Raw genomic sequence first — 21,084 nt, forward strand, 5'->3', positions numbered from 1 at the left:
TCATCCCCGGCATCGCCCGCATCCCCGGCCCTCGCCGTACTCGACGAAGACGAGCTGGTCGGGGGCGATCAGGTTGACGCCGTGGATGAAGTTCGCGCCGATCTCGGGGACACCCGTGAGGATCCTGACGACCGCGTTCGCGACCAGGTGGCCGGAGATCCCGGCCGAGGCGGCCGTCACGCCGGGACCGCCGAGGTCGACGGAGAAGCCTCGGGAGTCGGCGTGCCGGGGGGACTCCAGATCCCTGCGCCGCTCCTGCGCGCTGACGACGCACTCGTAGCAGAGCCCGCGCCCTGGAAGGAAGACGCCGACGGTGACGAACGGGCCGTTGTAGCCTCCGCCCACCCAGGGCAGGCCCGCCGCCGCGCACGCCCTGCTCGTCCACACCCTGATCCCGCCCGGCCCTCGGGGCTCGTCGGCGCACAGCGCCACGACGTCGTAGCCCGCGATGAGCCCGGCCAGGTCCTCCTGGGAGGTGGTGCGCGCCCTCGCCCCGGTGATCCGCACGTCGGAGTTGAGGGCGCGCAGCCGTTCCAGGGCGGCCTCGGCCTTCGGCCTGCCCACGTCCCGCTCGGAGTAGAGGACCTGACGGTTGAGGTTGGACAGCTCCACCAGGTCGGCGTCCACGCAGTGCAGGGTTCCGACACCCGAGGCCACCAGGGCCTGCGCCGCGGTCGCGCCGGTCCCGCCCAGGCCGAGCAGGAGCACCCGGGCCTGCCGCAGGCGGAGCTGGACCTCCCAGCCGTGTTCCCTGGGTGTGAGATCCGCCCAGCGGAAGAAGGCGTAACTGCGGCTGTAGCGCTCCCGTTCGCGCGGGCTCAGCTCCGCGGGGAGGGCCGCGCCCGCGTCCTCGACGTGGCCGGAGCGCATCAGCTCGCCGACCAGCTCCGCCGCCTCCGCGAGGGGAAGCCCGGTCAGGCTCCCGGCGATCTCGGCGGGGGTACGGGTGCCGTCCATCGCCCGCAGGGCCTCCCACACCAGGCCGTCCGGGTCCTCGATCTCGTGGGCCACACCGTAGATCTGGCCGCCGATCCGGATCCTGCCGTCCGCGAGCCGATAAGTGGCGTGTTCCTTCTTCACTCTTGGCAGCCGCACGGCGTCTCCAGAGGGCCGGTCCGATGTCACACAGGCACCGAACCGGCCGAAACCGCTCGGCGTCAGTTGCCGCTGGAGTTGCTGGCGACGTTACCGGTCGTCTCGACCTTGTCGAGTCTGCGGATGCGGATCCTGGTCCTGGCCTCGGCCACGACCTCGGCGGGTTGCTGGCTCCTGGGGTTCTCGGCCATCACGCACTCCATCCGAATCGGTGTTGCTGGTGTTTCCTCCGAGCTGTCCGACTTACTGATGATCATAATGGGAGGCGAGGGAAACGACTTCAACCCTTCTTTCGGCATTAGTGTGATTTTGACGGTATTTACTTCTGAAGTAGGTCGTGCCCGAAGTAAGCAGTGCTGTCAAAGGCAGGACCACCCCCGCGAGACCGGCCAGTGTGAGAACCGGCGCGATCCCCAGAACGGCGCCCGCGGGGCCGGTCAGCACCAGACCGAGGGGGGTCAGCGCCGAGGCGGCGATCCAGTCCAGCGACGTGACACGGGCCAGCCGCTCGGCGGGCACCTCGCGCTGGAGCGACACCACCCACTGCACCGCGAAGACCTCCAGCCCGAACCCGGCCAGGGCGAAGCAGACGCAGGCGATCCAGGGGGTCTGCGGCAGCCACAGGGCCAGTGGCACCAGTCCGTACACCGTGAGCCCCGCTATCCCCGCGAGCCCTGACCTGCGGGGTTTCCAGACGATGCTGACGATCCCCCCGAGCAGGCCGCCGACGGACAGCAGCGCGAGGCTGGTCCCGTAGAAGGCGTCACCGCCGAAGTCCTCCCTGGCCAGAACCGGAAGCAGGACATGGACCGGGGCGATCGTGAGCATGGACTGCAGCGCGGTCACCACGATGACCGTGCCGATCCAGCGCCGCTGCCAGACTTCGCGCACGCCCTCCGCGATCTCCCGCCGGGCGGTGGTGCGGGGCGTGCGGACCACCGCGGGCTCCCGCAGGCGCAGCAGGGCGCACAGGCTGAGCGTGAAGACCCCCAGAGCGGCCAGGAAGGCGGCCCTGACCGAGGCGGTCGACACGAGGAAGGCGCCCAGGCCGGGGCCGGCGATCGCGCCGACACGCCAGGAAACGGCGTTCAGGGCCGCGCCCGCCGGTCGTTGCCGCGGTGTGAGCACCGAGCCCAGACACGCCTGGAAGGCGGGGCGGAAGAACGACTCGGCCGCTCCGGCGAGGAAGACCATCCCGCCGAGCACCCATGCCGACGTCACACCCGACAGGCCGACCGTGACCACGCAGCACAGGAACGCCTGCGAGGCGAGCATCACGTGCCGCCTGGGCAACCGGTCGGCCCACACCCCGCCGAGAAGCCCGAAGAGGACCAGGGCGGCCCAGCGCGAGGCGAGAACCGCGCCGACCGTGGTGGCGTCGCCGCCCGCGTTCAGCAGCGAGACGACCACCGCGACGGGAAAGATCTGGTCTCCGGCGACGGAGGCGATCAAACTAACCCAAAGGGTTCGGAACTCGCGGCTGCCCATCACCGAGCGGGCGAGCCATTGCCGCATCACACTTCGGAGGGCGCTCATGCTGGTGAATGATGCGCTATTTCCCTGTGGGTAACAAGGTTGTCAAGGATGCTGTAGTGCTTTGCGTATTTCGTCGTCATCGGGGGCCAAGTCAAACGCCCGTGTCAGATCGGCGACCGCCTCCTCCTCGCGTCCCAAGGCGCGCAGTGCCATCGCCCGGTTGAACAGCAGCACCGGATCCGCGCCCGGCTCGAGAGCGCGGGTGAAGTCGGCGACCGCGCCCTCGGCGTCGCCGGTCTCGAAAGCCAGCGCCCCCCGGTTGGCCCAGGCCGTCGCCAGTTCCGGGGCGATCTCCAGCGCCCGGTCGAAGGCCGCCCTCGCCCGTTCGGGACGGTCCTGCGCCATCTCGACCTGCCCCAGCGCGCACAGCAGATACGGGTTGAGCGGATCGAGCCCGAGTCCGGCCTCGGCGTCCGCTCTGGCCCTGCCGTACTCGCCGAGCGCGGCCAGCAGGCCCGCCCGGTTGGCCAGCCCGTCCACGAACTCCGGGTCCAGCTCGAGCGCGTGGTCCAGGTCGGTGAGAGCTCCCGCGTGGTCGCCGGTGGAGAAACGGATCTCGGCCCGGTTGTAGTACGGCTCGGGGAAGGGCGGGCCGACCCGCATCGCCGTCTCGTAGTCGGCGACCGCCGCCTCCAGCCTGCCCAGCCGGTGCAGCAGGTTTCCCCGGTCGATGTAGTAGTCGGGGTAGCCGGGGTCGATCCCGATCACCGTGTCCAGGTCCTCCAGCGCCTCCTCGGGGCGGCCCAGCATGACGGAGAGCTGCGCCCGGTTGGCCAGCAGCACCATCCGGTGGATCGGGTGCTCGTCCGGAGCCAGGTCCCGCTCCGCCAGGTCCAGCGCCTCCTGGACGAGCTCCAGCGCCTTGGCGGGGCGGCCGAGCCGCACCTCGACCAGTGCTCTGCCGTTGAGGTCGAAACCCAGCTTGAACGCCCGCTCACGCGGGTCGGGAAGCAGGGTGGAGATGGCGATCGCCTGGTTCACCCAGGCCAGCGCGGAGTCGAGGTCGCGCAGGGCGGGGTCGTGGTTGCGGACCTTGAGCATCGCCGTCGAGTAGGCGGCGGCCGCGTGCGTGGCAGGGGAGACGCTCTCGCGCCTGGCCGTGTCGAACAGGGCCTCCGCCTCGCCCTCGCGGCCCAGCGCGCCCAGTGCGGTCGCGGTGCTGTGCAGCAGCCGCCACCAGGTCCCCGGTTCGGTGTCCCGCGGGTCCGTCAGCGCCAGCGCGCGCAGCCCCAGCTCCGCGACCGCGTCGTGACAGCCCGCCTCCAGGCACCACTCGACGGCGAAGCGGAACGCCTCGACCGCCCTGTGCGGATCGGTGCCGTGCTCGCGGTGGTAGGGGATCGCGCCGAGCCGCGCCCCCAGCGTTCCCTCCCGCTCCAGCTCGTCGGCGAGCTCGTCGTGCGCCTCCGGGCTGAGGGGTTCCTCCGGCACGGCGCGCCCGCCGGTCACCACGGTCAGCAGTTCTGGGCGGATCCGGCGGCGCAGCACCGCCAGCAGTTCCCTGTCGGTCGGGTCGGCGTGGTGAACGTTCTCGACGACGAGCGTCCTGGGACCGATTTCGGTCAGGTACTCGCGGACGAACTCGGCGATCCCGTTCGACAGGCGCAGGGTCCGGCGGGGCGCGTGGACCAGGATCCGTTCCGCCTTCGGCAGCAGACCGGCGAGCGACCGGCGTCTGATCGGGATCAGGTCGTGCATGTCAGGCGCCACCGCCCGCAGCTCCGTGTCGTAACGGGCCACGAGTTCGGGGGGCGCGACGGGAACAAGGGCGGAGACGATCGCGCTCGCGGCCGTGTACGGCCCGCGCAGGCGCCGGTCGGCGTCCACGGGGGACAGGAGCAGGGGGGCGAGGGGCGGGTTCTCCTGAGGGAACGGTCCCAGACTCACCAGTCTCCTTTATGAGGTTTTATGCGTATATGGGGGCCGGCGCCCATCGCTGGGCGCCGGTTCTGTGACTCGACGTCAGCCGACGTGCTTGGGGCTGGCGGCTCCGCTGAGGGTAATCGTGCCGGGCTTGTGAACAATTACTCGCTTCATCGCGTGCCTCTCCCAGAAATAAGAACAAATCGCAAGTATTCGCACTAGTCACTCGGGTTGACAAGCTCTCTTTCTGAGAGTGGCCGGATCAGGACAACCCTATGGACAAATCGCCCGAATGCCCATATTTCTGACTGGGCTGTGCCGCCTGGGAGCGCTCCCCTTGGACCTTCGCCCTTGACGCCCGATCTCACCCACCCCTCTCACCCACCCCTCTCAGCCCCCCGTGAGGCCACCCCATGGGAGGCTGCCCCGTCCGCCCCGACGACGGAAACAGGGGCCGGGCGGTCGAGAGGGGGGGACGGGGCCGGACGTCGGAGCGACGGCAGGTCGCGTCCGGCGTCCGGCCCGGCAGGGGTTCCCGGACTCACCCCGTGTGAACGGGCTCCCGCTCGGCGACGGGAGCGGATGCGGATGAGGAACGACGGGGACGTCGGAAACGCTCCTTGATGTCTTCGACGATCGTGTAGAGGGTCGGCAGCAGGAGCAGGGTGAGAAGCGTCGAGCTGGTCAGGCCGCCGATGACGATCACGGCCAGAGGCCTGGAGAGGAAGCCTCCGTCGCCTGTCACGCCCATGGCCATGGGCGTGAGCGCGAAGATGGTCGCGACCGCCGTCATGATGACCGGCCGGACCCGGTGCCTGCCGCCCTCCACGACCGCCTCGCGGGCGCTCATACCGCTCTCACGGTATTGACGGACCAGGTCGAGCAGCACGATCGCGTTGGTCACCACGATGCCGACCAGCATCAGCATGCCGATCAGGCTGGGCAGCCCCAGCGGCGTCCCGGTCGCGACCAGCAGACCGAGGCCGCCGGTCGCCGCGAACGGGATCGAGATCAGCAGCATGAACGGATGCGCCAGGCTCCGGAACGTCGCCACCATGATCAGATAGACGATCAGGATCGCCGCGCCGAGAGCCGCGAACAGGCTGTTGAACGAGCTGGACTGCTGCTCGCTGACCCCTCCGATCTCAGCCGTGGCGCCCGCGGGCAGCTTCAGGGCGTCCAGGCGCTTCTTGAGGGCGGCGCTCGCCGCGCCGAGGTCCTGACCGGAGAACTTGGCGCTCACCGTGGTCGCGCGCTCCCCGTCGATCCGCGTCAACCGGGTGGGCGCCGTCACCGTCTCGATCGTGGCCACGTCGTCGAGCTTGACGGTCCGGCCGGCAGGAGTGGGGATCCGCAGGTTCCGCAGTGCGGTCACGTCGTCCGCCCGGGCGTCGACGTGCAGGGACATCTCGCGCTCCGCGCCGTCGAGCGTCACCTTGGCGACCTGCTCGCCCTGGGTGACGAGGGCCACGGCTCGGGTGATCTGACCCTCGGTGAGCCCGTGCGCCACGGCGGCTTCGCCGTCGACGCGCACGGAGATCTGCCTGGAGGTGCCGGCGATGCCGGCCTTGACCTCGGAGACGCCCTGCGTCTGCCGCATCGCCTCGCTGACGAGGTTCGCCGAGCGCGTCAGTGACGTCTCGTCGGCCGCCGACACGGTGACCGCGAGGTCGGTGCCTGCCAGCCCTCCCTCTTCGCCGAGGACGGTCACCTTGCCGGCCTCCGGGGCGGAGGCGGTCAGCTCGGCGAGCCGGGCACGAGCGGTCTCCCTGAGGGCCTTCATGTCCGAGCCCTCCTTGGCGGTGACGGAGAACGTCGCCACGTTCCGGGCCCCGCCCTCCTCGCTCCGGTCAGGGCCGACGGTGACCTGATAGGAGGCGAGCCCGGGCAGCCCCCTGACCGTCTCCTCCACGGTGCGCGCCGCCTCGTCGGCCGCCTGAAGGCTCGTCCCCGCGGCCAGTTCCTGACGTACCTGGAAGGTGTTCTGCCCGGAGCTGCCCAGGAAGTCGGTCTTGATCTGGGTGCCCATGCCCACGGTCACCACGAGGATCGCGAAGGCGCCCAGGAGCGTCACCCAACGACGTCGTACGGCGAAGCGGACGACGGGGACGTAGACGCGCTGGAGCAGGCCGTTGCGCTCCTTGGCCTCCGCGGCCTCACGGGTCACCCCGCCCTTGGCCGGCTTGAGGAACCAGTAGGCGAGCACCGGGATCACCGTCAGCGACACCAGCAGCGACGCCAGCAGCGCGATGGTGATGGTCAGCGCGAAGGTCGAGAACAGCGCGCCGGTGATCCCCCCGGTGAACGCGATGGGCAGGAACACCGCGACCGTGGTGAGCGTGGAGGCCGTGACCGCCCCCGCCACCTCGCCGGTGCCCGTCCTCACCGCCTGAAGCTTGGCCTCGCCGTAGCCCAGGTGCCGCTTGATGTTCTCGATGACCACGATGGAGTCGTCGACGACCCGGCCGACGGCGATGGTCAGGGCGCCGAGCGTCAGCATGTTGATCGTGAAGCCGTTGACCCACAGGCCGATGAGCGCGACCACCAGGGACAGGGGGATCGACAGCAGGGTCACGACGGTGGAGCGGACGGAGAAGAGGAAGACCAGGATGACCAGGGCGGCGAAGCCCAGTCCGAGCAGGCCCTCGGTGGTCAGGTCGCCGATGGACTCCTGGATGAACTCCGACTGGTCGAAGGAGACCTTCAGCGTGGTCGTGCCGCCGAGGGACCGGGTGAGGGCCGGCAGTCTTCTCTTCACCTCGTCGGCGATCGCCACGGTGTTTCCCGTGGGCTTGGCCATGACGGACACGTTCAGGCTCGGCCTGCCGTCGGTGCGGGTCAGCGTCTCCGGGCGCTCCTCGACGGCGCGCACGTCGGCGACGTCGCCGACGGTGACCTTCGGGGCCAGGTAGAGGTCGCGCACGTCGGCCAGGGAGCCGAAGCCCTCACCGATCTGCAGGGCGAGCGACTCGCCGTTCGCGGTGAGGGTGCCCGCGGGCACGACGGACCCGCTGGAGCCGAGAGCGGCGGCGACGGCCTCGGCGGTGAGCCGGTGTTCGCGAAGTCTGCCCTGGTCGAGGCGGACCTCCACGGACTGCTTCCGCTCGCCGCTGACCAGCACCTGGCTCACCCCGTCGATGTCGCCCAGCTCGCGGGGCGCGATCTCGGAGAGCCTCCGGCTCAGCGTGCGCTCGTCGTCGCCCGTCGCGGCGAGGAAGAGGACGGGGAAGTCGTTCGACATCCCCGGCGCGACCTGCGGGACCACGCGAGGCGGCAACTGCGCCTGTATCCGGCCGATCCGCTGCTGCAGATCCTGGACCGCCCTGTCCAGGTCGGTGCCGTACTCGTATTCGATCGAGATTCCCGCCAGGCTGTCACTGGAGAAGGAGGTGACCTTTTTCTGGCCGACCCCTCCCGTGACGGCCTCCTCGAGTCTCTCTGTGACGTTGCGTTCGACGATCTGCGGCGCCGCCCCGGGATAGACGGCCGTCACACTCGCCGTGGGCACGGAGAACGACGGAAGCAACTCCTGTTTCAAGGACATCGTGGCGATCGCGCCGAATATGAGCACCGCGATCGCCAGAAGTGCCACCAACGCCCTGTTGGCGAGGCTTATCCGGGTGAGAATGTTCAACGGAGGTCTCCCTCGGGAATGGTCATCCCACCCAGGGTTCGCGTTCCGGCCCGGCTCGCGATACCGGCCAAGGTCGCGGATCACATCAACGAAAGTCGCACCGCCGTGGTCTTTGGTCGATGCTCCTCGCCTGCCGCCGGTCCGGGGGCGAAACGCCGGACAGCGTGAACGGACCGCGTGGATCGCGGGCGCGCCGGACGCGTGCGGAGGGGGCCGGTCACGCGCGGTGGATGCGCCGTCCGCTGACCTCGACAGGAGTGATCCGGATGTGGAGCTCACGTTCGCCGCCGGCCCACGGCTCGACGTCCGTGGCCGTCACCGCCGCCTGTTCCCGCTCCGAGGAGATGTGGTGGGCGGCGCCCCGGATGAGCACGCTCCAGCCCTGCCGTCTGGCCTCGTCGATGTGGTCGACCTCGAAGGCGACCTTGAAGTCGACCCCCTCGACGCCGGTGCGCAGGTTCGTGTCCAGCGGGCCGCCGAAGGCGGTGCGGAGCAGTACGGAGCCCTCGTGCATCGTGTAGTTGACCGGCAGGATGAGCGGGCCTGTGGGAGTGTCGAAGGCCACCCGGCCCACGCCTCCGGCTGAGACCAGGCGCATGCACTCGTCGGCGTCCAGTTTCTCCAGCCGCGGTGGCCGGGTCGCGCGGGTGCTCTCCGGGGGCAGGTCCACGGTGGCTCCGAGCAGTTCCTCGCTGCTGGTTTCGAGCGCCGCGGCCAGCCGGTCCACGGTTCCCGCGCTGGGGGAGGCGGCGTTCTCCTCCAGATAGCCGAGATAGCCGGGGTCGATTCTGGCCCGCCCCGCCAGTTGTTCCCGGCTCAGGCCGAGAGACCTGCGCCGTTGCGCGACCCGGCGGCCGAGGTCGCCCGGTGCCGTGATGTGGTCGGTCATGAGGATCCCCCGTTCGCGGATGAGTGGAAGGCGCGGCCCGCGGTGGCTTCACCGCCTTCGCGGCGGCTCCCGCTCCGATCCCCGCCGGTCACCTCTCGTCGTCTCCGGTGACCGCGGGTGCCGGCGCGTCTCATACCCCGCGAACCGGCTGATCACTCGGTTCCCCGGACCCGGCGGGAACGCCTCAGCGCGGCAGCGGGGTCCGTTCCCCCGTGGCGTCGGAACCGGAATGGGCGCGGGGTTTACGGAGAAACGGCATCCCGGGAAGGCCCACGTTGATGAAGGCTTCCGCCTGAAGCGCGGATATGCCGATGCGCGGCAGGTCACGGGCCGCCGGGTAGATCACGAACCTGGGGGTCCACTGGGGGTGGAACTTGGCGTTGAACCTGTACAGCGACTCGATCTGAAACCATCGGGAGAAGAAGACGAGGACGGCGTACCAGGCTCGCAGCACCGGGCCCGCGCCCAGTCGCTCGCCTCTGGCCAGCACCGCGCGGAACATGGCGAAGTTGAGCGAGACCCTGTTCACGCCGAGATCGGGGGCCGCCTGCAGCGCCTTGACGATCAGCAGTTCGTTGAGCCCGGGGTCGGCGTCGCGGTCACGGCGCATCAGGTCCAGGGAGATGCCGTCGTCACCCCAGGGGACGAAGTGCAGGACGGCCCTGATGTCCTCGCCGGGCAGGGCCGTACCCGTCTCGGCGGCCTTGTGTGCCGTGACGACGACGCAGTCGCCGTCGGCGGGGTCGCCGAAACGGCCGAGCGCCATCGAGAAGCCCCGTTCGGTCTCCGTGCCGCGCCATGAGTCGGCGGCGTTCCTGATCCGTTCCCTCTCCGGCTCGGCGAGGGTTCCGACCCGCCGTACCTGGCAGGTGTAGCCCGCGCGTTCGGTGCGCTTCACCATCTGCCGGACGTTGCGCATCGCTCTGCCCTGGAGGGTGAAGCCCGCGACCTCGACGACGGCCTCGTCGCCGATCTCGAGGGCGGACAGGCCTCCCTCCCTCGTCCAGACCTCCCCTCCGGTCTCGCTGCATCCGATCACGGCGGGCACCCAGGCGTGTCGCCTGGCCTCCTCCAGGAAGCGCCTGATCGCGCCCGGCCACGCCTCGGTGTCGCCGACCGGGTCACCGCTGGCCAGCATGACCCCGGCGACCACCCGGTAGGCGATCGCCGCCTTGCCGGAGGGGGAGAAGATCACGCTCTTGTCGCGGCGCAGGGCGAAGTAGCCCAGCGAGTCACGGGCTCCGTGCCGGGCGAGCATGGCCCGTACGGCCTCCTCCTGCCCGGCAGTCAGCTCGGCCACCGGTTTCTCCGGGCGCAACGCCAGGTAGAGGGTCGTCACCGCGGTGAGCAGCCCGAGACCCGCGAGGGAGAAGTAGACCAGGTCGGCTGTTCTCTCCGAGGAGTAGACGACCGGGCCCTCCAGACCGACGAGCCCCAGCAGCACGTGCTGGAACCGGTCGCCGAGGCTCGGGTCTCCGACGATGGTGTGCGGGTGGGCGTTGACCACCACCCAGCCGATGGCGACGTCCAGGACGCACAGGAGCAGGAAGTTCCACAGCGCCCTCCACCGGGTCCGGGGGTCGGAGAGCGCGTAGAACTCGCGCCGGTTGACCAGGAGCAGCGTGAGGAGCAGCAAGCTGATCAGGGCGCTGACGGGGCGGCGCAGGTGCAGGAGTTCGATGAGGGCGCTCAGCGGCAGCAGCAGGACCACGGCGCGCCAGGCTCGCACCTTCCTCCGCTTGAGCGCGTGCGCGATCATGACGAGCAGGATGCCCATGACGAGCGACGCCGCCTGGGCGAGGGAGGTGATCGTTCCAGGGAGGAAACCCGCGATCTCGCTCATCCGGGTCCCCCTGAACGGAGGGAACACGGCCTTGACGATGTCCAGGACTCCGATCGTCAACGCCGCGTAGCCCGCGGCGGCGGGCACCCAGGGGCGGGAGACAGGCGGACGATCCCTCATGAGAGGACATTACTGCTGGTCCGGCTATATGCGGATCATAGTCCTGCCTGGGCGGCGTCAACCTGTGAGGACACTGAACGGTGATGTCCGCCGCACCGTGCGAGGCCGGCCGACACGACGTTGACCGTGTCCTTGCCGCTTCCGAGTGACTTCGACCGTGAAGACGGGGTGTGGGAAAACAATGATCCCCCAGGTCTGCGACCTGGGGGATCATGAGATGGTGGACGATACAGGGATTGAACCTGTGACCTCTTCCGTGTCAGGGAAGCGCTCTCCCGCTGAGCTAATCGTCCTCGCCGAAGACAAGAGGTGGAGACGGGATTTGAACCCGTGTACACGGCTTTGCAGGCCGTTGCCTCGCCTCTCGGCCACTCCACCGAGTGGGGGCCGTAGCCCCTTCGAGCGGAAGACGGGATTCGAACCCGCGACCCTCACCTTGGCAAGGTGATGCTCTACCACTGAGCCACTTCCGCGTGTGTTTCCGGCCGAGCCGGTCTCACGGACAGAACTCTAGCGAATACTCGCCGACTCCCCAAACCGGAGCATGCGTCCCCGTCGGCGCGGCAGGCGATCCGGGCTCGGGCGACCGGCTCGCCGCGCCTCACGGTCCGGGGCCCGCGGAACGTCTCAGGGCCCGCCGGGGTGTTCGTCGCTCATGAGGCCGGCCGGATGGCGTGAACAGCCCGTAAGCCGCGAAACGCTTCAGGTGGGGCGTCTCGCGAGGCCGGTCCCGGTCGTCCTGGCCGTACGAAATCCTGCACGACACTTTGATCCTGGGCGAAGGATGTCTGGGTTAGCGTCGAAACATGGTTGCCGAACACGTCGCGGTCGACGCCGCCATCGCGCCGACCGCCGCGCTCATCGCCGATCCCACGCGGGCCGCCATGCTGACCGCGCTGCTGGACGGCCGCGCGCTGGCCGCGGGAGAGCTGGCCGCGCTCGCGGGGGTGAGTGCCGCGACCGCCAGCTCCCACCTGGCCAGGCTCCTGGGGGGCGGCATGGTCACCGTGGTGTCCCAGGGCAGGCACCGCTACTACCGTCTCGCGGGGCCCGAGGTGGCCGAGGTGCTCGAGGTCCTGGCGAGGGTCGGCGCGCGTCCCGAGACGCGTTCCCTGCGCCAGTCCCGCCAGGCGCGCCTGCTGGAGGAGGCGCGGACCTGTTACGACCATCTGGCGGGGCGCGCCGGTGTGGAACTGCTCCGCGCGCTTCTCGCGGCCGGATGCCTCGTCGGCGAGGAGGCCTTCGAGGTGACCTCGGAGGGGAGGGCGGGGCTCGGCGGGCTCGGTGTGGACGTCGACGCGGTCAGGGGCGCGCGGCGCAGGTTCGCCCCCGCCTGTCTCGACTGGACGGAGCGCCGCCCGCATCTGGGGGGAGCCCTCGGTGCGGCCCTGACCTGCGCTCTCATGGACCGGGGGTGGTACCGCAAGGGGGCGGTGCGCCGGGTGGTCGAGGTCACGGAGGCGGGCAGGGAAGGGGTGGCGGCAATCTTCGAATGTAAGGACCCAACCTTGCATGCACTAGTTACATAACGCGATGTAAGGGGCTAACATCGCATGCACCAGTTACCTGTGTGCACGTGAACGCGAAAGAGTGACAGCATGCGCGACAAAGCGGTCGTGAATGTCGGGCCGGAGCCGCTGAGCTTCGACGAGGTCGTCAGGGTGGCCCGGCACGGCGCCGAGGTGCGTCTCACCGACGACGCCGTGGCCGCCATGGCCGCGGCCAGGACACGCGTGGACGAGCTCGCCGAGAGCCCCACCCCCGCCTACGGCGTCTCGACCGGGTTCGGCGCCCTGGCCACCCGGCACATCGACCCCTCGCTCCGCGCTCAACTACAGCGCTCGCTGGTCCGCTCCCACGCCGCGGGGTCGGGCCCCGAGGTCGAGACCGAGGTCGTCAGGGCGCTGATGCTGCTGCGCCTGCACACCCTGGCGACCGGTCACACCGGCGTGCGCCCGAAGACCGCCAAGGTGCTCCAGAGCCTGCTCAACGCGTCGATCACTCCCGTGGTGCACGAGTACGGCAGCCTGGGCTGCTCGGGCGACCTGGCCCCGCTCTCCCACGTGGCCCTCACGATCATGGGCGAGGGCGTCGTCCGTGACGCCGCGGGCGACCTGGTCGAGGCCGCCGAGGCGCTCAAGCAGGCGGGCGTCGAGCCCGTCGAGCTGGCGGCCAAGGAGGGACTGGCGCTCATCAACGGCACGGACGGCATGCTGGGCATGCTCATCCTGGCCATGGACGACCTCGGCCGCCTGTTCAGGACCGCCGACGTCGCCGCCGCCATGAGCGTCGAGGCCCTGCTCGGCACCGACCGCGTCTTCGCCGCCGACCTGCAGGCGCTGCGCCCGCATCCGGGCCAGGCCGCCAGCGCGGCCAACCTCAGGGCACTGCTCAGGGACTCCGGGATCATGGAGTCGCACCGGGACGGCACCTGCACCCGCGTCCAGGACGCCTACTCGTTGCGCTGCGCCCCACAGGTCGCGGGAGCCGCCCGTGACACCCTCGCGCACGCCGCCGCCGTCGCCGCCCGCGAGCTCGCCTCCGCCGTCGACAACCCGGTGGTCCTGGCCGACGGCAGAGTCGAGTCCAACGGCAACTTCCACGGCGCCCCCGTCGGTTACGTGCTCGACTTCCTGGCCATCGCGGTCGCCGACGTGGCGAGCATCTCCGAGCGCCGTACGGACCGCATGCTCGACGTGGCTCGCAGCCACGGCCTGCCCGCCTTCCTCGCGGACGACCCCGGCGTGGACTCCGGGCACATGATCGCCCAGTACACCCAGGCCGCGATCGTCTCCGAGCTCAAGCGCCTGGCGGTGCCCGCCAGTGTGGACTCCATCCCCAGCTCCGCCATGCAGGAGGACCACGTCTCCATGGGCTGGTCCGCGGCGCGCAAGCTGCGCCGTTCGGTGGACGGCCTGACCCGGGTGCTCGCGGTGGAGATCCTCACCGCCGCCAGGGCTCTGGACCTGCGCGCGCCGCACCGGCCCGCCCCCGCCACCGGGGCCGTCGTCGCCGCGCTGCGTCAGGCGGTGGCCGGTCCGGGACCCGACCGCTTCCTCGCCCCGGAGATCGAGGCGGTGACGCGGCTCGTCGCGGACAACGCGGTCGTCGCCGCCGCCGAGTCCGTCACCGGGGCGCTGGAATAGCCGCCACCACCTCGACCTCGATCAGCAGCCCCGGCACGAACAGCCGTGACACCTCCACGGTCGTGCTGGCCGGGGGCTCGCCGGTGAAGTAGCGTCCCCGGACCTCCCCGTACTCCCGCACCAGCGACATGTCGGTGAGGAACGTCCGGACGTGCGTCACGTCGTCGAACGTGCAGCCCTGGTCGGCGAGGACGCGTGCCAGCAGTTCCATCACGTACTCCGACTGGCGCGTCATGTCCCCCTCGCCGACCACCCGGCCCTGCTCGTCCAGCGCCACCTGCCCGGAGACGAACAGCAGGTCGCCGGTCCTGGCGGCGTGGGAGTAGTAGCCGTTGGTCGCCGGGACCGAGGCCGGGTTCAGCTTCCGGACGCCGGTGCGGCGTGCCGTGCCGACGTTCCCGAAGACGGCTGTCAGATCCTTGTCGCCGAGCCCGGCGGAGACCGCCTCCAGCAGCCTGTCCCTGGCCGAGGCCGCGAGCGTCTGCCGCGGGTGCGAGGCCAGCGCCAGGTCCTTGGCCGCGAGCCCGAGAGCGTACCGCGTCTCCGGTGGGCCGTCCTCGACGGCGGGGCGGACCCGCTCGACCAGGGAGCCCAGCGGAGTGTCGCCGAGCACGTCCAGCAGCGCCCCGGTGTCCACGCCGGTCGCCTCCGCGTACGCGAGGTTCTCCGCGAGCAGCACCTGGGCCGGGACCAGCGCGCTCATCACCGCCAGCTTCATCGCCGCCCCCGCGCCGGGGCCGCCGACCTCCCGCACCCGCCCGAAGACCTCCAGCACCTCGCGGCAGCGCGCCAGATCCTCGGGCAGCCCGCCGGCCAGCACCGTCAGCGTGCCGTCCGCCGCGGGCAGCACGCTGCCGAGCACCGGCGCGTCCACCAGCCCGACCTGGGAGGGCAGCCGGTCGCGGAGCTCGGCGACGGCCTCGGGCCCGATCGTGGACATCTCCACGACCAGCGTCCCCGAACGCAGTCCGGGCGAGGCGTCCGACAGCACCCGCTTCACCGTCGCCGGGTCGCTGAGCATCGTGATCACCAGATCCGCCTCGGCCACCGCCTCAGCGGGGGAGGGAGCGGCGACGGCTCCCTCGATCACGCGGAAGGTGCGGTTCCAGATCGTGACCTTGTGTCCCGCCGCCACGAGCCGCCGAGCCATCGGGGCGCCCATGCGTCCCAGACCGAGAAAAGAAATCATGCCCGCCACGCTAGGAGGCCCGGAGGCATTCCACCAGCGACTAGATTTCATGGAACCCATGCGTAGGAGGAATGTGGACGTCGACTCGCTGCGCCTGATGGACGCCGTCGCCCGGACGGGGTCGTTCACCGCCGCCGCCGCCCTGCTCAACTACACCCAGTCCGCCGTCTCCCGGCGCATCGCCTCCCTCGAACAGCGGGCGGGCGGCCCGCTGTTCGAGCGGCTTCCCCGCGGCGTACGGCTCACACCGGCGGGCGAGGCCCTTCACGTCCACGCCAGGGCCGTGCTGAACCGGCTGGCCATGGCCGAGGAGGAACTGGCCGGAATCCACGGCGGCTACCGGGGACGGCTGCGCGTCGGCGCCTTCGCGACCGCCAACGTCGCCCTGGTCCCCAGAGCCCTCCGGGCTTTCGGGCAGCGCTTCCCCGAGGTCGCCCTCACCCCGGTCGAGGGGCCGAGCGGCGGCCTGTTGCGCCGGATGCGCGAGGGCGCCCTCGACATCGCCGTGATCAGCGACTACCCGTCGGGCCTGCCGTACGACGAGGAGGTGGAGACGGTCGAGCTGGTCGAGGACGAACTGCTGATCGTGCTGGCCCCCGACCACCCGCTGGCGGGCAAGGAACGGCTCGACCTGCGCGAGCTGCGGGAGGAGACCTGGATCGAGGCGCCCCCGCCAGGGCAGACCACCATGCTGGACGCGGTGTGCGCCCTGGCCGGATTCGCTCCCCGCGCCAAGCTCAGGATCGCCGAGTGGACCGGCAAGTTCGGGTTCGTCGCCGCCGGGCTCGGCGTCACGCTGGTGCCCGCCATCGCCGCGCGGGCCGTACCGGCCGGTCTCGTCCTGCGTTCCCTCGGAGACCTCGCCCCACGCAGGACCGTCTACGCCGCCCTGCCGCGCACGACCCCGCCCACAGCGCTGCCCGCCGCCCGCACGCTGGTGCGCTTCCTGAGCGAGGCGGCGGGACAATAGCGGAGTGCACGACTCATTCGCCCACGTAGGGGATCATCTGGCCATCCGGCTCCGCGACGTCACCACCGACCTGTCCGCCCTCGACGGCCGGGGGTGGTGGGCCGTGGTCGTCGACTACGAGGGCAAGGTCACGTGCGCGAGGTTCGACGACGTACGGCCCGCGCCACTGCCCGCGCCGCGTGCCCCGTGGCGCGGACCGCACCCCTCCTCGTGGCGCAGCTCGCTGGACCAGGCCGCCTACGAGGACGGCGTGCGCCGCATCCGAGACCGCATCGAGCGGGGCGAGGTGTACCAGGCCAACCTGTGCCGGGTGCTGACCGCGCCGTTGCCCGGGAACCCGGATCCGCTGGGGCTGGCCGTACGGCTGGCGGAGGGCAACCCCGCCCCCTACGCCGCGACGGTGAGCCTGCCCGGGCTGAGCGTGGTCTCCGCCTCACCCGAGCTCTACCTGTCCAGGGAGGGCGAGGTGATCGAGTCCAAACCGATCAAGGGAACCGGGGCCACCGCGGACGACCTCCTGGAGAAGGACTACGCGGAGAACGTGATGATCGTCGATCTGGTCCGCAACGACCTGGGCAGGGTCGCGGTGGTCGGCTCGGTGAGCGTGCCCGCGCTGTGCGAGGTGGAGGAGCATCCGGGGCTGGTGCATCTGGTCTCCACGGTCAGGGCCAGGCTCGCCCCCGAGTTCGGCTGGCCGGAGCTGTTCGCGGCGACGTTTCCCCCCGGCTCGGTGACCGGCGCCCCGAAGTCCTCGGCCCTGCGTGTCATCAGCGAGCTGGAGTCCGAGACGCGCGGGCCGTACTGCGGAGCCGTCGGCTGGGTCGACGCCGACCGGAAGCGAGCGGCGCTGGCCGTGGGGATCCGCACCTTCTGGCTCTCGCCCGGCGAGATCCGTTTCGGTACCGGCGCGGGCATAACCTGGGGCAGCGACCCGCGCAGAGAGTGGATCGAGACCGAGTTGAAGGCCTCTCGGCTCATAGCGCTCGCTTCAACATCAGATCCAGCAGTTTCAGGAGGAACCCGATGAACGTACCTGTATGGGTCAACGGGGAGCTCATTCAACCCGAACAGGCGACAGTCTCGGTGTTCGACCACGGCCTGCTGGTCGGTGACGGCGTGTTCGAGACGGTCAAGTCCGTCAACGGCGCGCCCTTCGCGCTCACCCGCCACCTCGACCGGCTCAGGGTCTCCGCCGGACGCCTGGGCCTGCCGGAGCCGGACGTCGAGGCGATCACCGAGGGCGTGCGCGCCTGCCTGGCGGAGGCGCCTGCCTGGCGGCTCGGCAGGATCCGCATCACCTACACCAGCGGCCCCGGTCCGCTGGGATCCGACAGGGGGGACAGCGGGGGGACCACCGTGGTGGTCGTCGCGGAGCAGCCGTCGTTCCCGGCGACCGCCGACGTCGTCGTCGCGCCGTGGCCCCGCAACGAGCGCGGCGCGCTCGCCGGAGTCAAGAGCACCTCCTACGGCGAGAACGCCATGGCGCTGTTCCACGCCAGGTCCAGGGGCGGCGGCGAGGCGATCCTGGGAAACCTGGCCGGGAACCTCTGCGAGGGCACCGGCAGCAACGTCTTCATCGTCCGTCAGGGACGCCTCGTCACCCCCACGCTCGCCTCGGGCTGCCTGGCGGGGGTCACCCGCGCGCTCACGCTCGAATGGTGCGGAGGCGTGGAGGAGGAGATCCCGCTTTCGGCCCTCTACGAGGCCGAGGAGGCGTTCCTGACCTCCACGACCCGCGACGTCCAGCCGATCCGCATGGTCGACCAGACGCTGCTCCCCGCCGCGCCCGGGCCGATCACCGCCAAGGCTATGCGGATCTTCGCTGAGCGGAGCGCGGCCGACATCGACCCGTGACGGGTCACTCCGGGTAGGACACCTGGGTCTGGGCGTTCAACGTCTTCGTCGTGACCTTCTTGGCCGGGTCGGTCAGCGGGTCGTCGATCCGGAGGACGTCCAGGCCCCTGGTGATGTCGCTGGAGTAGATGTGGCCGTTGTAGTAGTAGGCCGACCATGATCCCGCGGCCGCGTCGACGGGGCCGCGCTCGAAGAAGCCGATCTCCCTGGGGGCGGCGGCGTCGGTGAAGTCCCAGACCGAGACCCCGCCCTGGTACCACGACTGGACCATGATGTCCCTGCCGGGGACCGGCAGCAGCGCCCCGTTGTGCGCGACGCAGTTCTCGTCCCGCTCCTGCTCTCTCGGGATCTTGAAGTAGCCGCGGAGCGTAAGCCTGCGGTCCTCACCGAGGTCGTAGACGGCGTTCGCGCCGTGGTTCCTCGGGGTCTCCGAGTCGCAGGTCGCGCTCATGCCGCCGCCGAGCTCGTCGCTGAAGACGACCTTGGTCGCGGCGTTGTCGAACGTGGCCGAGTGCCAGATCGAGAAGTTCTCCTTGTCGCGCACGTGTTGGATCACCTTGGGGTTCACCCGGTCGGAGATGTCCAGCAGGACCCCGTCGCCGAAGCAGGCGGCCGCCGCCAGGTCCTTCTCCGGGTAGGCCGTGATGTCGTGACAGCCGCCCTCACGCGGCTCCTCCACCGACAGCACCGGCTGCGAGACCACCCTGGCGGCGGCGGGGTCTCCCGTGGGGACCTCGACCACGGAGAAGTTGTTGTGCGGACCCGGGCAGGTCGGCTCTCCCGGCACCGGCCCCGCGGAGGAGACGTAGAGGTAGAGCGTGTCCTTGTCGCGCCCGGGGACGAGGGTGTGGGTGTGGGAGCCGCACTCGGTGGCGACCGCGGAGACGAACCTGGGGTGGGCCTTGTCCGTGATGTCGAAGATCCGGATGCCCTCCCAGCCTCCGCTCCGCCCCTCCTCGCCCTCGTCCTCCTCGCGCAGGCCGCCGGCGCACTCGGGGCCGCTTCTGGGGGTGTCGACCGACAGGAACAGCAGGTTCCCGCTCACCGAGACGTCGTTCTGCTCGCCGGGGCACAACACCCGGCTGACCACGGCGGGCCTGGCCGGGTTCGACACGTCGAGCACCGTGAAGCCGTCGAAGTTGCCGACGAACACGTGGTCGTCCTGGAAGGCCAGGTCGGTGCTCCACGACTGGGGGCCGTCCAACGGAGCCTCGGAAGGCACGTTCGCCAGGTGCTTGACGTTGGCGCTGTGCAGGGCGTCCCCGGTGGTTTTCACGGCCGACGGCGTCCAGGCTGAGCCCCGCAGGGCCGGCGGCTCGGGATCGGCGCCGCATCCGGCCACCAGAAGCAACGCTGCCAGGCCGAATGCCGCTGTCGATCGCACCATGCCCCCGTTTTGGTAAGTGTCCTTGCCCCATTATTGAAGGTATGCGAAGGATGCGTTTGCCATACGGGGGCGTTGCGGCGATCTTTGCGGCGACGGTTCTCTCCGGCTGCGCCATGGCGGGAACCGGTGAACGGGTCCCGCTGGTCGCGGGCACGGACGCACCGGTGATCATCCCGGGCGGGCCGGGGGACGCGGGCCGTACGGCGACGCCCGGCGAGCGTCTCGGCGAGTCCGAGGCCCGTGTGACGGCGGCCGACGTGCGATTCGCGGAGAACATGGTCCCGCACCACAGGCAGGCGCTGGAGATGGCCGCGCTGGTCCCCTCCCGGTCGTCGTCGCAGGAGCTGCGGAGACTCGCCGAGCGGATCACCGCCGCGCAGCGGCCGGAGATCACGGCGATGACGTCATGGCTGAGGTCGGTGGGCAGGGTTCCGCGAGGCCATGACGACCACACGGTCCCGCCGGATCGGATGAACCGGCTCAGGGCCGCCAGGGGAGCGGCCTTCGACGACCTCTTCCTGAACCTGATGATCACTCATCACGAGGCGGCGGTGGAGATGGCCGCGCGGCAGCTCAGAGAGGGCGCCGACAGGGTCATGCTGGCCACCGCCGAGGACGTCGTCTCCGGTCAGGGCGTCGAGATCGCCCGGATGCGGGAGCTGCTCGCGACGTGGGCGTCGCGGAGGTCATGAACTCCAGAGCATGTTGCTCAGCTCGGCGTCGAGGTCCATGAAGTCGGTCTCACGCCCTGCGGGCACCAGTTCGTACGTGCGGTGCAGGAACTCCGTGAGCGGTGCCAGGGGCACCTCGAACAGGGCCTGTCCGAACGGCGACGTGAGACTGATGTGCAGCGTGCGCTCGCCGTCTGCGCGCGCGGGCCACACCTGGACGTCTCCGTCGCCGACTCGCCGCACGATGCCGACGGTCAGCAACTCGCGGGCGAAGATCCACTCGACCGGCTCGTCGTTCCCCACATGGAAGGCCATTCTGATCGCGTAGGGATCATCGGCCGTGTAGCTGAGTCCGGCGAGCAGGGGGACGGTGGTACGGTCGGGGACCACAAGCCGAAGGCCCAGCTCGGCAGAGACGGTGGAGCTGTTCATCGTCAGCCAAACCTTTTTCGTCGTCGGTCCCCTCTTCGGGGCTTTCACTGCTCTGGCGGACTCTCTTCGTCCCGAGCTATGACGCGGAACAAAGAAACCTGTAGGAAAGATTCCGCCTCCGGGCCCTTCTGTAACACACATCACAGCGCGACATTTGGGCATCTACCTGGCTAAACATCACCAACAGGGCCATATTTGCAAGGGTTTTGCGTATCGTTTTGGTCACCGTCGACTCCCCCCTGGGGGCGTCTCAGGCGATAGAGGTCGAGCCTGGGTCGTACGGTGCTTCTACGGATCAGGACGATGCTATGACACCGTAGCCCCCCGCCGGACGCATCCCAGGACCTTTGGCTCCCGTCCGTGTCGCGCCTCAAGATCCTTTCCCTCGTGGGCGTCACTTCGCCAGTGCTCCCGGATTGCTGTATGGTTTTCCACGTCGGCACCGAGAGGTGCGA

16 protein-coding genes and 3 tRNA genes are annotated in these 21,084 nt (G+C 70.3%); 6 read left to right on the forward strand and 13 right to left on the reverse strand.

Annotated features, from left to right (window positions below; all coding sequences use genetic code 11):
* From PKF00_RS33610 to PKF00_RS33655, 10 genes are all read right to left on the reverse strand, one after another.
* Positions 1 to 1,095 (reverse strand): HesA/MoeB/ThiF family protein, encoded by a 1,095-nt coding sequence (locus tag PKF00_RS33610; RefSeq protein WP_271221735.1) that lies wholly within the window; start codon positions 1,093 to 1,095, stop codon positions 1 to 3.
* Positions 1,096 to 1,157: 62 nt separating this feature from the next.
* Entirely contained in the window at positions 1,158 to 1,286 is a 129-nt protein-coding gene (locus PKF00_RS33615) for a hypothetical protein (RefSeq protein WP_271221736.1), read from the reverse strand.
* 52 nt (positions 1,287 to 1,338) lie between these two features.
* Entirely contained in the window at positions 1,339 to 2,631 is a 1,293-nt protein-coding gene (locus PKF00_RS33620) for an MFS transporter (protein ID WP_271221737.1), read from the reverse strand.
* Between the two features lie 42 nt (positions 2,632 to 2,673).
* Complete coding sequence (locus PKF00_RS33625; protein ID WP_271221738.1) at positions 2,674 to 4,518, reverse strand: tetratricopeptide repeat protein; 1,845 nt, start codon at positions 4,516 to 4,518, stop codon at positions 2,674 to 2,676.
* A gap of 517 nt (positions 4,519 to 5,035) precedes the next feature.
* Positions 5,036 to 8,128, reverse strand: a complete 3,093-nt coding sequence (locus PKF00_RS33630) for an efflux RND transporter permease subunit (RefSeq protein WP_271221739.1) — start codon at positions 8,126 to 8,128, stop codon at positions 5,036 to 5,038.
* A gap of 217 nt (positions 8,129 to 8,345) precedes the next feature.
* Positions 8,346 to 9,017 (reverse strand): pyridoxamine 5'-phosphate oxidase family protein, encoded by a 672-nt coding sequence (locus tag PKF00_RS33635; protein WP_271221740.1) that lies wholly within the window; start codon positions 9,015 to 9,017, stop codon positions 8,346 to 8,348.
* Between the two features lie 184 nt (positions 9,018 to 9,201).
* Positions 9,202 to 10,980 (reverse strand): phosphatidylglycerol lysyltransferase domain-containing protein, encoded by a 1,779-nt coding sequence (locus PKF00_RS33640; RefSeq protein ID WP_271221741.1) that lies wholly within the window; start codon positions 10,978 to 10,980, stop codon positions 9,202 to 9,204.
* Positions 10,981 to 11,198: 218 nt separating this feature from the next.
* Positions 11,199 to 11,273 (reverse strand) — tRNA-Val (locus PKF00_RS33645).
* A 14-nt stretch (positions 11,274 to 11,287) separates the two neighbouring features.
* Positions 11,288 to 11,358, reverse strand: a tRNA-Cys gene (locus tag PKF00_RS33650).
* A gap of 23 nt (positions 11,359 to 11,381) precedes the next feature.
* Positions 11,382 to 11,453, reverse strand: a tRNA-Gly gene (locus PKF00_RS33655).
* Positions 11,454 to 11,786: 333 nt separating this feature from the next.
* Between PKF00_RS33655 and PKF00_RS33660 the strand changes: the two genes are divergently transcribed.
* Positions 11,787 to 12,509 (forward strand): ArsR/SmtB family transcription factor, encoded by a 723-nt coding sequence (locus tag PKF00_RS33660; protein WP_271221742.1) that lies wholly within the window; start codon positions 11,787 to 11,789, stop codon positions 12,507 to 12,509.
* A 69-nt stretch (positions 12,510 to 12,578) separates the two neighbouring features.
* The gene (gene hutH, locus PKF00_RS33665) at positions 12,579 to 14,126 is read left to right on the forward strand and encodes a histidine ammonia-lyase (RefSeq protein ID WP_271221743.1); all 1,548 of its coding nucleotides are present in this window, start codon (positions 12,579 to 12,581) and stop codon (positions 14,124 to 14,126) included.
* Here the strand turns inward: hutH and PKF00_RS33670 are convergent.
* Complete coding sequence (locus tag PKF00_RS33670) at positions 14,107 to 15,315, reverse strand: NAD(P)-binding domain-containing protein (protein ID WP_271221744.1); 1,209 nt, start codon at positions 15,313 to 15,315, stop codon at positions 14,107 to 14,109. The two genes, hutH and PKF00_RS33670, sit on opposite strands and share 20 nt — an antisense overlap.
* A 58-nt stretch (positions 15,316 to 15,373) precedes the next feature.
* Here PKF00_RS33670 and PKF00_RS33675 point away from each other — a divergent pair, with 58 nt between their 5' ends.
* From PKF00_RS33675 to PKF00_RS33685, 3 genes are read left to right on the forward strand one after another with little or no spacing between them, the layout of a single operon-like run.
* Positions 15,374 to 16,285, forward strand: coding sequence for a LysR family transcriptional regulator (locus tag PKF00_RS33675; RefSeq protein WP_271221745.1), 912 nt, complete (start codon positions 15,374 to 15,376; stop codon positions 16,283 to 16,285).
* Positions 16,286 to 16,289: 4 nt separating this feature from the next.
* A complete protein-coding gene (locus tag PKF00_RS33680; protein WP_271221746.1) occupies positions 16,290 to 17,312 on the forward strand; it encodes a chorismate-binding protein in 1,023 nt (340 codons plus the stop codon).
* Positions 17,309 to 18,139 carry an aminotransferase class IV gene (locus tag PKF00_RS33685; protein ID WP_271221747.1) on the forward strand — a complete coding sequence of 277 codons (831 nt, stop codon included), beginning with the start codon at positions 17,309 to 17,311 and terminating at the stop codon, positions 18,137 to 18,139. Before PKF00_RS33680 ends, PKF00_RS33685 begins: the two co-directional genes overlap by 4 nt.
* Positions 18,140 to 18,143: 4 nt before the next feature.
* Here the strand turns inward: PKF00_RS33685 and PKF00_RS33690 are convergent, their stop codons facing one another.
* Positions 18,144 to 19,526 (reverse strand): LVIVD repeat-containing protein, encoded by a 1,383-nt coding sequence (locus tag PKF00_RS33690; RefSeq protein ID WP_271221748.1) that lies wholly within the window; start codon positions 19,524 to 19,526, stop codon positions 18,144 to 18,146.
* Between the two features lie 50 nt (positions 19,527 to 19,576).
* Between PKF00_RS33690 and PKF00_RS33695 the strand changes: the two genes are divergently transcribed.
* Positions 19,577 to 20,218 carry a DUF305 domain-containing protein gene (locus PKF00_RS33695; protein ID WP_271221749.1) on the forward strand — a complete coding sequence of 214 codons (642 nt, stop codon included), beginning with the start codon at positions 19,577 to 19,579 and terminating at the stop codon, positions 20,216 to 20,218.
* Here PKF00_RS33695 and PKF00_RS33700 read toward each other — a convergent pair.
* Positions 20,213 to 20,629, reverse strand: coding sequence for an SsgA family sporulation/cell division regulator (locus PKF00_RS33700; protein ID WP_089210725.1), 417 nt, complete (start codon positions 20,627 to 20,629; stop codon positions 20,213 to 20,215). The genes PKF00_RS33695 and PKF00_RS33700 overlap by 6 nt on opposite strands.
* Positions 20,630 to 21,084 lie beyond the last annotated feature (455 nt).

The sequence above is a fragment of the Streptosporangium carneum genome (assembly GCF_027922005.1).
GTDB lineage: Bacteria > Actinomycetota > Actinomycetes > Streptosporangiales > Streptosporangiaceae > Streptosporangium > Streptosporangium carneum.